The 13,175-nt window shown below is 69.3% G+C and carries 16 protein-coding genes; 14 read left to right on the top strand and 2 right to left on the bottom strand.

What is annotated here, in order from left to right; translation table 11 throughout:
- Positions 1-29 precede the first annotated feature (29 nt).
- On the top strand, positions 30-1,580 hold the full coding sequence (gene ffh, locus ACH4G3_RS39020) for a signal recognition particle protein (RefSeq protein ID WP_397620199.1): 1,551 nt from the start codon (positions 30-32) through the stop codon (positions 1,578-1,580).
- Between the two features lie 77 nt (positions 1,581-1,657).
- Here ffh and ACH4G3_RS39015 read toward each other — a convergent pair whose 3' ends face one another.
- Positions 1,658-2,260, bottom strand: a complete 603-nt coding sequence (locus ACH4G3_RS39015) for a hypothetical protein (protein WP_397628919.1) — start codon at positions 2,258-2,260, stop codon at positions 1,658-1,660.
- Between the two features lie 136 nt (positions 2,261-2,396).
- On the bottom strand, positions 2,397-3,251 hold the full coding sequence (locus ACH4G3_RS39010) for a methyltransferase domain-containing protein (RefSeq protein ID WP_397628918.1): 855 nt from the start codon (positions 3,249-3,251) through the stop codon (positions 2,397-2,399).
- A 199-nt stretch (positions 3,252-3,450) separates the two neighbouring features.
- Between ACH4G3_RS39010 and proS the strand changes: the two genes are divergently transcribed.
- The 13 genes from proS (at position 3,451) to ACH4G3_RS38945 (ending at position 13,091) form a co-directional block, all read left to right on the top strand.
- Entirely contained in the window at positions 3,451-4,866 is a 1,416-nt protein-coding gene (gene proS, locus ACH4G3_RS39005) for a proline--tRNA ligase (RefSeq protein ID WP_397628917.1), read from the top strand.
- Positions 4,867-5,137: 271 nt separating this feature from the next.
- The gene (locus tag ACH4G3_RS39000; protein ID WP_020270731.1) at positions 5,138-5,740 is read left to right on the top strand and encodes a hypothetical protein; all 603 of its coding nucleotides are present in this window, start codon (positions 5,138-5,140) and stop codon (positions 5,738-5,740) included.
- A gap of 295 nt (positions 5,741-6,035) precedes the next feature.
- Positions 6,036-6,455, top strand: coding sequence for a 30S ribosomal protein S16 (gene rpsP, locus ACH4G3_RS38995; RefSeq protein ID WP_020270730.1), 420 nt, complete (start codon positions 6,036-6,038; stop codon positions 6,453-6,455).
- 2 nt (positions 6,456-6,457) lie between these two features.
- Positions 6,458-6,697: an RNA-binding protein gene (locus tag ACH4G3_RS38990; protein WP_003973401.1), complete on the top strand. Its 240-nt coding sequence runs from the start codon at positions 6,458-6,460 to the stop codon at positions 6,695-6,697.
- Between the two features lie 81 nt (positions 6,698-6,778).
- Positions 6,779-7,369, top strand: coding sequence for a ribosome maturation factor RimM (gene rimM / locus ACH4G3_RS38985; protein ID WP_397628916.1), 591 nt, complete (start codon positions 6,779-6,781; stop codon positions 7,367-7,369).
- Complete coding sequence (trmD, locus tag ACH4G3_RS38980; RefSeq protein ID WP_351412653.1) at positions 7,369-8,202, top strand: tRNA (guanosine(37)-N1)-methyltransferase TrmD; 834 nt, start codon at positions 7,369-7,371, stop codon at positions 8,200-8,202. The genes rimM and trmD overlap by 1 nt, the downstream gene beginning before the upstream one ends.
- Before the next feature lie 135 nt (positions 8,203-8,337).
- The gene (rplS, locus tag ACH4G3_RS38975; RefSeq protein ID WP_010044485.1) at positions 8,338-8,688 is read left to right on the top strand and encodes a 50S ribosomal protein L19; all 351 of its coding nucleotides are present in this window, start codon (positions 8,338-8,340) and stop codon (positions 8,686-8,688) included.
- A gap of 45 nt (positions 8,689-8,733) precedes the next feature.
- Positions 8,734-9,459 (top strand): signal peptidase I, encoded by a 726-nt coding sequence (gene lepB, locus ACH4G3_RS38970; RefSeq protein ID WP_397628915.1) that lies wholly within the window; start codon positions 8,734-8,736, stop codon positions 9,457-9,459.
- Positions 9,452-10,543 carry a signal peptidase I gene (gene lepB, locus ACH4G3_RS38965; RefSeq protein WP_397628914.1) on the top strand — a complete coding sequence of 364 codons (1,092 nt, stop codon included), beginning with the start codon at positions 9,452-9,454 and terminating at the stop codon, positions 10,541-10,543. Before lepB (ACH4G3_RS38970) ends, lepB (ACH4G3_RS38965) begins: the two co-directional genes overlap by 8 nt.
- Positions 10,431-11,381 (top strand): signal peptidase I, encoded by a 951-nt coding sequence (gene lepB, locus ACH4G3_RS38960; protein WP_397628913.1) that lies wholly within the window; start codon positions 10,431-10,433, stop codon positions 11,379-11,381. Before lepB (ACH4G3_RS38965) ends, lepB (ACH4G3_RS38960) begins: the two co-directional genes overlap by 113 nt.
- A 51-nt stretch (positions 11,382-11,432) precedes the next feature.
- Complete coding sequence (gene lepB / locus ACH4G3_RS38955) at positions 11,433-12,212, top strand: signal peptidase I (protein WP_354745400.1); 780 nt, start codon at positions 11,433-11,435, stop codon at positions 12,210-12,212.
- Positions 12,202-12,726 carry an NUDIX hydrolase gene (locus ACH4G3_RS38950; protein WP_397628912.1) on the top strand — a complete coding sequence of 175 codons (525 nt, stop codon included), beginning with the start codon at positions 12,202-12,204 and terminating at the stop codon, positions 12,724-12,726. The genes lepB (ACH4G3_RS38955) and ACH4G3_RS38950 overlap by 11 nt, the downstream gene beginning before the upstream one ends.
- 56 nt (positions 12,727-12,782) lie before the next feature.
- Positions 12,783-13,091 (top strand): DUF2469 domain-containing protein, encoded by a 309-nt coding sequence (locus ACH4G3_RS38945; protein WP_003993268.1) that lies wholly within the window; start codon positions 12,783-12,785, stop codon positions 13,089-13,091.
- Positions 13,092-13,175 lie beyond the last annotated feature (84 nt).

Below are 13,175 nucleotides of genomic sequence, written 5' to 3'. Positions count from 1 at the left end.
TGACTCCGACCCCGAGGACCGCGAGCGCCGTGTTCGATACTCTTTCCGATCGCCTCTCAGCGACCTTCAAGAACCTGCGCGGCAAGGGACGGCTCTCCGAGGCGGACATCGACGCCACGGCGCGCGAGATCCGGATCGCGCTCCTCGAGGCGGATGTGGCCCTGCCGGTCGTCCGTACGTTCATCAAGAACGTCAAGGAGCGCGCACTCGGCGCCGAGGTCAGCCGGGCGCTCAACCCGGCCCAGCAGGTCCTCAAGATCGTCAACGAGGAACTGGTCACCATCCTCGGCGGCGAGACCCGGCGGCTGCGTTTCGCCAAGCAGCCCCCCACCGTGATCATGCTGGCGGGTCTGCAGGGTGCCGGTAAGACCACCCTCGCGGGCAAGCTCGGCCGCTGGCTGAAGGAGCAGGGCCACTCGCCGCTGCTGGTCGCCTGTGACCTCCAGCGCCCGAACGCCGTGAACCAGCTCAGCGTCGTCGCCGAGCGCGCGGGCGTCGGCGTCTACGCGCCGGAGCCGGGCAACGGCGTCGGTGACCCGGTCAAGGTCGCCAAGGACTCCATCGAGTACGCCAAGTCCAAGGTCCACGACATCGTGATCGTGGACACCGCCGGCCGCCTGGGCATCGACCAGGAGATGATGCAGCAGGCCGCGGACATCCGGGACGCGGTCGGCCCCGACGAGATCCTGTTCGTCGTCGACGCGATGATCGGTCAGGACGCCGTCAACACCGCCGAGGCCTTCCGTGACGGCGTCGGCTTCGACGGCGTGGTGCTCTCCAAGCTCGACGGCGACGCCCGCGGTGGTGCGGCCCTGTCGATCCGGCAGATCACCGGCAAGCCGATCATGTTCGCGTCGAACGGCGAGAAGCTCGACGACTTCGACGCCTTCCACCCGGACCGGATGGCCTCCCGCATCCTCGACATGGGTGACCTGCTCACCCTGATCGAGCAGGCGGAGAAGACCTTCGACCAGGCCGAAGCCCAGAAGATGGCCGAGAAGCTGGCCTCCAAGAAGGGCCAGGACTTCACCCTCGACGACTTCCTGGCCCAGATGGAGCAGGTCAGGAAGATGGGCTCCATCTCCAAGCTGCTCGGCATGCTCCCGGGCATGGGCCAGATGAAGGACCAGATCAACAACCTGGACGAGCGGGACGTCGACCGCACGGCCGCCATCATCAAGTCGATGACCCCGGCCGAGCGCCAGGAACCGACGATCATCAACGGCTCGCGCCGCGCCCGTATCGCGCGGGGTTCCGGCGTCGAGGTCAGCGCGGTGAAGAACCTGGTCGAGCGGTTCTTCGAGGCCCGCAAGATGATGTCCCGCATGGCCCAGGGCGGCGGCATGCCGGGGATGCCCGGGATGCCGGGCATGGGCGGCGGTCCCGGCAGGACCAAGAAGAAGCAGAAGCAGGCCAAGGGCAAGCAGCGCTCCGGCAACCCGATGAAGCGCAAGCAGCAGGAGCAGGAGGAGGCCGCCCGCCGCGCGGCCGCCGCCGAGGGCGGCAACGCCTTCGGGCTGCCGCAGCAGGGCGCCAAGGACTTCGAACTCCCCGACGAGTTCAAGAAGTTCATGGGCTGACGGCCCGTACCGCACGACGCCGAGGGCGCCCCCTTTCGCAAGGGGGCGCCCTCGGCGGTTCGCCGGCGGCTCGCCGGTCAGGCGTTCGGGAACGTCCAGATGTAGGGCTCGCCGTCCTCCTCGGACCAGTGGACCTCGACGTTCTTTGCGTTCGCCGGGATCACGTACGTCTCGCAGAAGACGTGGCTCTCGCCCTGCTTCCAGCTCTCGACGTCGTACGGGTCCTCGCAGCCCGTCGCGTCCTCGGACGCGCCGATGAGGACGCTGCCGCGCTGTCCGTCGGCGAAGACCGTGGTGCCGTCGTGCACGTCGGAGCCGTCGGTGAGGGCGGGGCCGCTCTTGTGCGTGTACTTCACGTGGGCGACGGCCAGCACCTTGCCCTTGACCTTGTCCGGCTCCGAGACGACCTTGGCCGCCTCCGCCTCGGTGCCCACGTCGACCTTCTGCGCCACGACCTCGTAGGTGACCTCGCCCGGGTCCTCCGCGACCTTGCCCGTGGCGCTCTCGCCGGTCTCCAGTTCACCGCCGGAGGCCGGCTCCGGCGAAGGGAAGACCTTGGCCTTCTCGGTGTCCGGGCTCTTCGCGTCGGCCTTGTCGCCGCCGCCACCGCAGGCGGTGAGCGCCAGAGCGAGGACGGCGACGGGCGCGACGAGACGCAGCGCGGTCTTGTGGTGCGGCACAACAGCTCCTGTATGCAGATGTGTAGGTCCCCCGAGCGGTGGATCACATTAAGCGTTCATGATCCACTTGGTGAAACCAAAAGCACGCCATGGTGCTTTCTTCACACCATTCACACCTGCACCGAAGATCTGTTCGCTATGGAGTCCGGGCGATCAGATACCGGAACACGTTCGGCATCCACACCGTCCCGTCCGGCCGCTGGTGCGGATGCAGAGCCTCGGTCAGCTCCTTGTCCACCTGCACCTGGTCCGTCGCCGTGATCGCCGCGTCGAACAGCCCGGTCGACTTGAGCCCGCGCACCGCGCTGTCCACATCGGCGTATCCGAAGGGGCACGCCACCCGCCCGGACCCGTCCGGCCTGAGGCCGGCCCGCTGGGCGACATCCTCCAGGTCGTCACGGAGGGCGAGGCGCCAGTTGCCCGTGCTGCGCAGCGGTTCCGCCAGCTTGGTGGCGACCCGCAGCACGGACGTCGTGGCGCACCGCTCCGGCGGACCCCAGCCGGCCAGCACCACGGCCGCTCCGCGCCCCGCCAGCGGCGTCGCCTCCGCGAGCAGCCCGCCCAGCCCCTCCGAGTCGCCCGCCAGGCACCCGATCGGCTCGAAGGCGGTCACCAGGGTGTACGCGGGAGCGCCCGGCTCCGCGGTGTCCCGCGGTGAGCCGTCGACCAGCCGGTTGCCGGCCCGCGCGCGCGTGGCCCCGGCCTCGGGCAGCAGTCGCTCCCGTGCGAGGGCCATTCTTTCGGGGGAAGCGTCGACACCGGTGACCGCCGCTCCCCGGGCGGCGGCCATCAGCAGGGCGAGTCCGGAACCGCAGCCGAGGCCGAGCAGCCGCGTCGTGGGACCCACGTCCAGTCGCTCGTAGACGGCCTCGTAGAGCGGTACGAGCATCCGCTCCTGGATTTCGGACCAGTCACGCGCGCGTGCACGCAGGTCCACGCGGGGTGCGGCCCCCGCGTGAGGCAGGTGCTGCCGCACGAGCGTAGGTGTCATAAGTAAGCGCCCCAATCCGCCGAGAGTTGCCTCTTGCCCGATTCCATGGCCCCCGTGACAGTGCGCTCGCACTACCCCCGTATGCCAGGAAACTCCCCCCTCGACCTGTCGTCCAGTGGAATGCGCCCCGGCATATGAGTTGTCATGTGCCTATGGCGAGATTTCACATTCCGGCAACGTGGGCCCGTACCATCTCGCCATGGCGAAGGCACCCGTTCTCACCCCCCGGGCGGACGATTTCCCGCGCTGGTACCAGGACTTGATCACCAAGGCGGAGCTCGCCGACAACGGTCCGGTGCGCGGCACCATGGTCATCCGACCGTACGGATACGGGCTGTGGGAGCGGATGCAGGGCGAGATGGACGCCCGCATCAAGGAGACGGGCACCCAGAACGCGTACTTCCCGCTTCTGATCCCGCAGTCGTACCTCACGCGCGAGGCGGACCACGTCGAGGGCTTCGCGCCCGAGCTGGCCGTGGTCACGCACGGCGGCGGCAAGGAACTCGAAGAACCCGCCGTGGTCCGGCCCACCTCCGAGATGATCATCAACGACTACTTCTCGAAGTGGGTTCAGAGCTACCGCGACCTGCCGCTGCTCATCAACCAGTGGGCGAACGTCGTGCGCTGGGAGCTGCGTCCCCGTCTGTTCCTGCGCACCACCGAGTTCCTCTGGCAGGAGGGCCACACCGCGCACGCCACGTACGAGGAGGCGCGCGATTTCGCCGCGCACATTCACCGGAAGGTCTACGAGGACTTCATGGTGAACGTCCTCGCGATGGACGTCGTCCCCGGCCGCAAGACCGTCAAGGAGCGGTTCGCCGGCGCCGTCAACACCCTCACGCTCGAAGGCATGATGGGCGACGGCAAGGCCCTCCAGATGGCCACCAGCCACGAACTGGGCCAGAACTTCGCCAAGGCCTTCAACACGCAGTACCTGTCCAAGGACGGCAAGCAGGAACTGGTCTGGCAGACCTCCTGGGGCTCCACCACCCGCATGATCGGCGCCCTGGTGATGATGCACGGCGACGACAACGGCCTGCGCGTCCCGCCGAGGCTGGCGCAGATCCAGGCGGTGGTGCTCGCGATCAAGGGCGACGAGGCGGTTCTGGCCAAGGTCCGCGAGCTCGGCGACCGGCTGAAGGCGGCCGGGATCCGCGTCCACGTGGACGACCGCACCGACACCCCCTTCGGCCGCCGCGCCGTCGACTGGGAGCTCAAGGGCGTGCCGGTCCGGATCGAGGTCGGCCCCCGCGACCTCGAGAACGGCACCGCGATGCTCGCCCGCCGCATCCCGGGCGGCAAGGAGCCGGTCTCCCTGGAGACCCTGGTGTCGCTGCTGCCGCAGGTCCTCGAAGAAGACCAGGCCCTGCTGCTGCAGCAGTCCCGGGAGCGCCGGGAGTCCCGTACCGCCGAGGTCTCGACGATCGACGAGGCCGTCGAGGTCGCGGGCGCCGGCGGCTGGGCGCGCATCCCGTGGGCGGTGCTCGGTGAGGAGGGCGAAGCCAAGCTGGCCGATCACGCGGTGACCGTACGGTGTCTGGTCGCCGGGGACGGGTCGGTGCCGGACGCCGACGACGCACCCGGTAACGTCGCGGTCGTCGCACGCGCTTACTGAGTAGGCGCACGCGCTCACCGAGTGGGGCGCAAGGCGACCGAAACGCCTCTTGCGTAACCGCGCACCCCTGCTTCCCCGGCGCGCGGACATCGTGTACGCGCCGGGGCGTACGCGGGGCTACGCACCACCTTGTGGTGAGCTGTGAAGCTTCTCCACAGATCAGCGCACCCGCCCTCGTCGGGACGCATCAGAGGCAACTGACGGGTACGTGCAAATTATTTGGGATGCCCCGGAATCGGAACACTGGGGCACCCCGGCTCGTTGTCATTACGTGAGCACGACACAGACACCACCTGTTCTCGCCGCAGAGCTGGCACAGGCGTGGGCCGACATTCAGCGGTACCACCCCGAGTTGCCCGACCTTGCCGCGCCAGAGTCCCTGATCGGGGAGTCGTCGTCCGCGTGCGGTCACGAGCTCTCCTTCGAGCGACTGCTCCATGAGGCAGTCCATGGCATCGCCGCCGCCCGCGGCGTCCGCGACACCTCCCGTGCCGGCCGCTACCACAACCGCAGATTCCTCGCGATCGCCGAGGAGCTGGGCCTGGACCACCCCGAGGAACCGCACCCCAGCAGCGGTTTCTCCCTGGTCACGCTCACCCCCGAGGCGAAGCGCCGCTACCGCCCGACGATGGAGCGCCTCCAGCGCGCCCTGAAGGCCCACACGGCCGCCACCTCCTCCGACACCTCCCGCACCTTCCGGGGCCCGGCCGCCCGGCACGGGTCCTCCGGCGGCGGCGTCCGCGTCAAGGCGGTCTGCGACTGCGGCCGCAACGTACGCGTCGTGCCGTCGGTCCTCGCCCAGGCGCCGATCGTCTGCGGCGGCTGCGGCAAGCCGTTCCGGATCCCGGACGTGGTGGGAGCCGTGGCCGGCTGACGTCCGCACCGGCATCTCGTGGCTGCCGGTCGGGACAGCACCCGCCACTGCCGGGCAGGGCACCCGACGTACCTCACCTCCACGCCGGGTGCCCCCTCAGCCTGCCCGCGCGGCGGCGATACCCCGCGGTCAGAGCCGCCCGGCGGGGTGTGGCACAATGGCTAGCTGTACTCGACAGCCGCACAGGAACCCTCTCGCCTCCGGCTGACGCGTCCATCGGGCACTCGGGTACCGCAACCCCACGCGGCTTTCCTCGCCGTGCCCAACCACGTCAAAACCAGGAGAACCCACTCCCGTGGCAGTCAAGATCAAGCTGAAGCGTCTGGGCAAGATCCGTTCGCCTCACTACCGCATCGTCGTCGCCGACTCCCGTACCCGTCGTGACGGTCGTGCGATCGAGGAGATCGGCAAGTACCACCCGACGTACAACCCGTCGGTGATCGAGGTCGACGCCGAGCGCGTGGCGTACTGGCTCGGTGTCGGCGCCCAGCCGACCGAGCCCGTGATGGCCATCCTCAAGAAGACCGGCGACTGGCAGAAGTTCAAGGGCGAGCCCGCCCCGGCTCCGCTGCTGACGCAGCCCGAGAAGGCCGCGCGCCCGTCGTTCGAGGCTCTCGGCGGTGACGACGAGGGCAAGGGTGAGGCCATCACCCAGAAGAAGAAGGCTGAGAAGAAGGACGAGGCCGCCGCCGAGTCCGCTTCGACCGAGGCCTGAGCATGCTCGAGGAGGCTCTCGAGCACCTCGTGAAGGGCATCGTCGACAACCCTGACGATGTGCAGGTCGCCTCGCGCAACCTGCGCCGCGGGCGAGTGCTCGAGGTCCGGGTCCACCCGGACGACCTCGGCAAGGTGATCGGCCGCAACGGCCGCACCGCACGCGCCCTGCGTACCGTCGTGGGCGCCATCGGCGGTCGCGGTGTCCGCGTCGACCTCGTCGACGTGGACCACGTCCGCTGACGCTTATCGCAACCGGCTCGGGCCGGGGAGGGCCTGACGGCCGTCCCCGGCCCGTAGCTGTATGACAGGAGACTTGGACACGTGCAGCTGGTAGTCGCACGGATCGGCCGTGCCCATGGCATCAAGGGTGAGGTCACCGTCGAGGTACGGACCGACGAGCCTGAGCTCAGGCTCGCCCCCGGCGCCGTACTCGCCACCGATCCCGCCGCCGCGGGACCCCTCACCATCGAGACGGGCCGCGTCCACAGCGGCCGTCTCCTGCTGCGCTTCGAGGGCGTCAGCGACCGCACCGGCGCCGAGGCCCTGCGCAACACCCTCCTGATCGCCGAGATCGACCCGGAGGAACTGCCCGAGGGCGAGGACGAGTACTACGACCACCAGCTCATCGACCTCGACGTGGTCACCGCGGACGGCACGGAGGTCGGCCGGATCACGGAGATCTCGCACCTGCCCACCCAGGACCTGTTCATCGTGGAGCGTCCCGACGGCAGCGAGGTGATGATCCCCTTCGTCGAGGAGATCGTCACCGAGATCGACCTGGAGGAGCAGAGGGCCGTCATCACCCCGCCGCCGGGCCTGATCGACGATCGCGCGGAGATCGCGTCCAGCCGGGAAGGGACCGCCGGCGGGGAAGAGACCAGCGGGGAAGAGACCGTCGGGGAAGAGTCGTAATGCGCCTCGACGTCGTCACGATCTTCCCCGAGTACCTGGAACCGCTGAACGTCTCCCTCGTCGGCAAGGCACGCGCGCGTGGACAGCTGAACGTACACGTACACGACCTGCGTTCCTGGACCTACGACCGCCACAACACCGTCGACGACACGCCCTACGGCGGCGGACCCGGCATGGTCATGAAGACCGAGCCCTGGGGAGAGGCACTGGACTCCGTCCTGGCCGACGGCTACGAGACCGGCTCCCAAGCGCCCGCCCTCATCGTGCCCACGCCCAGCGGCCGCCCCTTCACCCAGGAGCTCGCCGTCCACCTCTCCGAGCGGCCCTGGCTGATCTTCACGCCGGCCCGCTACGAGGGCATCGACCGGCGCGTCGTCGACGAGTACGCGACGCGGATGCCGGTGTACGAGGTGTCGATCGGCGACTATGTCCTGGCCGGCGGCGAGGCGGCCGTGCTCGTCGTCACGGAGGCCGTGGCGCGGCTGCTGCCCGGCGTCCTGGGCAACGCCGAGTCCCACCGGGACGACTCCTTCGCGCCCGGCGCCATGGCGAGCCTGCTGGAAGGTCCCGTCTACACCAAGCCGCCCGAGTGGCGCGGCCGGGACATCCCCGATGTGCTCCTCAGCGGCCACCACGGGAAGATCGCCCGCTGGCGGCGCGACGAGGCCCTGAAGCGCACGACGGCCCACCGGCCCGACCTCATCGAGCGGTGCGACCCCAAGGCCTTCGACAAGAAGGACCGCGAGATGCTGTCCATCCTGGGCTGGGAACCGGACCCCGAGGGGGAGCCGTACGGCCGATTTTGGCGCAGGACCGACGGCGTGGAAGAATAGCCAGCTGTTGTGCGTCCGTCCGGCGCGCGCCCCTGCCACAGGGGGAGACGACGCCCGCTCCGACCCGCACAGCCCTGATCCAGAACACCTAGTTTCCGTTGATGACCTGTGGCATCAGCGAGGAAAGCAGACGAAATGTCTCACCTGCTCGACACCGTCGACTCCGCGTCGCTGCGCAGCGACGTCCCCGCCTTCCGCCCGGGCGACACGGTCAACGTGCACGTCCGCGTCATCGAGGGCAACCGCTCCCGTGTGCAGCAGTTCAAGGGTGTGGTGATCCGCCGCCAGGGTGCCGGCGTCCGCGAGACCTTCACGGTCCGCAAGGTCTCCTTCTCCGTCGGCGTCGAGCGCACCTTCCCGGTGCACACCCCGATCGTGGAGAAGATCGAGCTCGTCACCAAGGGTGACGTCCGCCGCGCCAAGCTGTACTACCTGCGCGAGCTGCGCGGCAAGGCCGCGAAGATCAAGGAGAAGCGCGAGAACTGAGCGCTCTCCGGAGTTCACATCGGGGCCGGATAGCATCTGGCTCCGATGGACACCGAAGCTCAGCCGACGGAGCGCGACCGCTCCTCCCGCCCTACCGACTCCGAGGACGCCTCGGAGCCCGGACGGCCGGAGGAACGGTCGCGTTTCGCGTTGTCGCGTGTCACCGAGTGGGTCCCGGGCGGCCGGATCACTCTGACGCTGCTGGCCTGCCTGCTCTTCCTGCTGCTGCTCAGCACGTTCGTGCTGCGGCCGTTCCAGATCCCCAGCGGATCCATGGAACAGGGATTGAGGATCGGGGACCGGGTTCTCGTAAATAAGTTGGCGTACCGTTTCGGAGCCGAGCCGCAGCGGGGAGACATCGTCGTGTTCGACGGGACCGGGTACTTCGGGCACGCGGACTACATCAAACGCGTTGTCGGCGTGGGGGGAGACCACGTGGTCTGCTGCGACGAGGAGGGGAGGATCCAGGTGAACGGCCGGCCGGTCGACGAGTCGGGCTTCCTGTACCCCGGCGACAGCCCCTCCACCGTGCCCTTCGACGTCGTCGTGCCCGTCGGCACGCTGTTCCTCCTCGGCGACCACCGCGCCGACTCCAGCGACTCCCGCGACCACCTCGGCTCGCCCGGCGGCGGCATGATCCCGGTCGACGAGGTGATCGGCCGCGCCGACTGGATCGTCTGGCCCTTCGGTCACGCCACCCGTCTGCACCGCCCCGACGCCTACGCGCGCGTGCCCGCTGCCGCCGCCGGAAGGGCGGGCGCCCATGGGTAACCGCGGCAAACCGCGCGGCGTCCCCGCCGGCCCCGCCGAAAACCTGCTGCCCACCGGCGCCCGGCGCGCCGCCGGTCCGTCCAGCGGCCGTACGCGCGCCGAGCGGCGCAAGCTCCAGAAGAAGGTCAAGCGGCGCCGCAGGCGCGGTGCCGTCAAGGAGATACCGCTCCTCGTGGGCGTCGCCGTCCTCATCGCGCTCGTGCTGAAGACGTTCCTCGTCCAGGCCTTCGTCATCCCGTCCGGCTCCATGGAGCAGACGATCCAGATCGGCGACCGCGTCCTGGTCGACAAGCTCACCCCGTGGTTCGGTTCCAAGCCGCAGCGCGGGGACGTCGTCGTCTTCAAGGACCCCGGCGGCTGGCTCCAGGACGAGCAGACCAGCCTTCCGAAGGACGACCCCATCGTCATCAAGCAGGTCAAGGAAGGGCTCACCTTCATCGGCCTGCTGCCGTCCGACAACGAGAAGGACCTCATCAAGCGGGTCGTCGGCGTCGGCGGAGACCGCGTCAAGTGCTGCGACACCCAGGGGCGCGTGACCGTCAACGGCATCCCGCTGAACGAGGACTACCTCTACCCCGGCAACGCCCCGTCCGACACGCCGTTCGACATCACCGTCCCCCCGGGCCGGCTGTGGGTGATGGGCGACCACCGGAACAACTCCGCGGACTCCCGCGCCCACCAGGACACCGACTACGGCGGCACCGTCTCCGAGGAAGAGGTCGTCGGCCGCGCCATGGTCATCGCCTGGCCCTTCGGGCACTGGAGCACCCTGGAGGAACCGAACACCTACGCCTCGGTGTCCGACTCGGCCCCCGGGTCGACCGCCGCTGCCGAACTGTCGCATAGGGTTGCCTCCGACGATTCGAACGGAACGATCCAGCTCCCGACCCCTGCGGAACTCCCGCTCGTTATGGGAGTGGTGGGCCTGCGTCGTGTGTGGGGCAGGCGGCGGCACAGAGTGAGGAGTTGGCGTGGGGGATGTGGCGGTTGGCGCACGGTCCGGACACGACGGCGAGGAGCACCGCGGACGCCCCGCGCAATCCGCCGTCCCGGCCGCGGACAGCGCCGTGACCTCCGGGAATGACTCCGGGGCAGCCGAGGACGACAGGGTGACAGGCGAGCACAGCACAGCCGAGGGCGAGGGGCCGGGAGGCACGGCCAGGACGCCGAAGAAGCAACGCTCCTTCTGGAAGGAGCTGCCTATCCTGATCGGCATCGCGCTGGTGCTCGCGTTGCTGATCAAGACCTTCCTGGTGCAGGCGTTCTCCATCCCCTCCGACTCGATGCAGAACACCCTCCAGCAGGGCGACCGTGTCCTGGTCGACAAGCTGACCCCCTGGTTCGGCTCCGAGCCCGAGCGCGGCGAGGTCGTCGTCTTCCACGACCCGGACAACTGGCTGGCGGGCGAGCCGACAGCGGATCCGAACGCCTTGCAGACGTTCCTCAGCTGGATCGGCCTCATGCCGTCCGCGGAGGAGAAGGACCTCATCAAGCGGGTCGTCGGCGTCGGCGGCGACACGGTCGAGTGCAAGGGCACGGGCCCGCTGACGGTCAACGGCAAGGCGCTGGACGAGCGGTCGTACGTCTACGCGGGCAACACGCCGTGCAGCGTGGACGACCAGGGCGGTCAATTCAAGGTAAAGGTTCCCAAGGGCTACATCTGGGTCATGGGCGACCACCGGCAGAACTCCCGGGACTCCCGCTACAACCAGTCGGACGAGCACCACGGCATGGTCCCGGTGAAGGACGTCGTCGGCCGGGCCATCGTCATCGCCTGGCCGATCAACCGCTGGGACAACCTGCCGGTGCCGGACACCTTCGACCAGGCCGGTCTCAACGCGGTCGGTCCGGCGCTGGCGCCGCCGGGGCTGGCGCTGCTGGGTGTGGTGCCGGTGGTGCTGTGGCGCCGCAGGAAGCAGTGATCCCGACGGTGGGCTGACCCCGGTCGGTACCCCCGGGTAGGGTGCGGACCCATGGGTGGCGAGAGCATGACGCACACGGCCCCGCGCAGCGGTGGCACAGGCTCGGGCCCGGTGGGCAGCCGGACCGGACAGCGGTTGTCCGGGCTGGCCGTCGCACTGGGCCTTGTGCTGTTCCTCGGGGGTTTCGCCTGGGGAGCGGTGGTCTACCGGCCGTACACGGTCCCCACCAGTTCGATGACCCCGACGATCGACGCGGGCGACCGGATCCTGGCGCAGCGCGTCGACGGTGGCGAGGTGCGCCGCGGTGACGTCGTCGTCTTCAAGGACGCCACCTGGGCCAACGCCCCGATGGTCAAGCGTGTGGTCGCCGTCGGCGGCGACACGGTCTCCTGCTGCCAGGACGGCAAGCTGAAGGTCAACGGCAAGGAGATCGACGAGACGTACCTGCCCAAGGGCACACCGGCGGAGATGAGCAACTTCCCGACCGTGACCGTCCCCAAGGGCCGTCTCTTCCTGCTCGGTGACGAGCGTGGCAACTCCGTGGACTCCACCGCCCACCTGACCGACGCCGCCAGCGGCACGGTGGCACGCTCCGCCGTGGACGCCCGTGTCGACTCGGTCGTCTGGCCCATGAAGGGCATGCTGGAGCGGCCCACCGGCTTCGAGGCGCTCGGCACCCTGTCCTCGCCCGGCCCGCTTCGGACGATCACCGCCCTGGTGATCGCCGGCGCCGTGCTCGTCCTGGGCGGGGGCGCCTACGGTCCCGTCGCCAAGCGTGCGGGCGCGTCCCGGGCCCGGCGAGCGAGCGCGGAGCCCGCAGGTGTCCGCTGAGGCCGTGGGGGCGGGCCAGGACACCTACGAGGGCGGGCTGCGCAAGGTCGCCCGGGTCGTGCTGCTCGACCCGCGGGACCGCATCCTGCTGCTGCACGGGCACGAGCCGGACGATCCGGCCGACGACTGGTGGTTCACCCCGGGCGGCGGTGTGGAGGGCGAGGAGACCCGTGAAGAGGCCGCCCTGCGGGAACTCGCCGAGGAGACGGGCATCACCGAGGTCGAGCTGGGCCCGGTGCTGTGGCGGCGGATGTGCTCGTTCCCGTTCGCGGGCCGCCGCTGGGACCAGGACGAGTGGTACTACCTGGCTCGGACGGACCGAACGGCGGTCGAGGCCGTGGGGCTGACCGAGCTGGAGCGGCGCAGTGTCGCCGGAGCGCGCTGGTGGACGTGTCCGGAACTTTGCCGGGCACATGAGACGGTGTATCCGACGAGACTCGCCGGGCTGCTGCGCACGCTGCTCGACGAAGGTCCCCCGGCCAGGCCCGTGATCCTTGACCCGGAAATCGTCTAGGGGCACACGGGACTGGCGCACAATGGTGGGATCGCACGGCTGAAGGGGAACATGCCATGAGCGCCGAGGACCTCGAGAAGTACGAGACCGAGATGGAGCTGAAGCTCTACCGGGAGTACCGCGATGTCGTCGGTCTGTTCAAATACGTGATCGAGACCGAGCGGCGCTTCTACCTGACCAACGACTACGAGATGCAGGTGCACTCGGTCCAGGGTGAGGTGTTCTTTGAGGTGTCCATGGCGGACGCCTGGGTGTGGGACATGTACCGGCCGGCGCGGTTCGTGAAGCAGGTCCGGGTCCTGACGTTCAAGGACGTGAACATCGAGGAGCTGAACAAGAGCGATCTCGAACTGCCGAGCGGGTGACATCGGGTGACCTTCACCTGGAAGGGTGACGGAGTTTTCCACAGCCGCTGAGCTGTCCACCAAGATCCACTTCGTGGGGACGGC

The organism is Streptomyces afghaniensis (genome assembly GCF_044327915.1).
GTDB lineage: Bacteria > Actinomycetota > Actinomycetes > Streptomycetales > Streptomycetaceae > Streptomyces > Streptomyces afghaniensis.
This window is presented reverse-complemented; position numbering and strand designations above follow the sequence as displayed.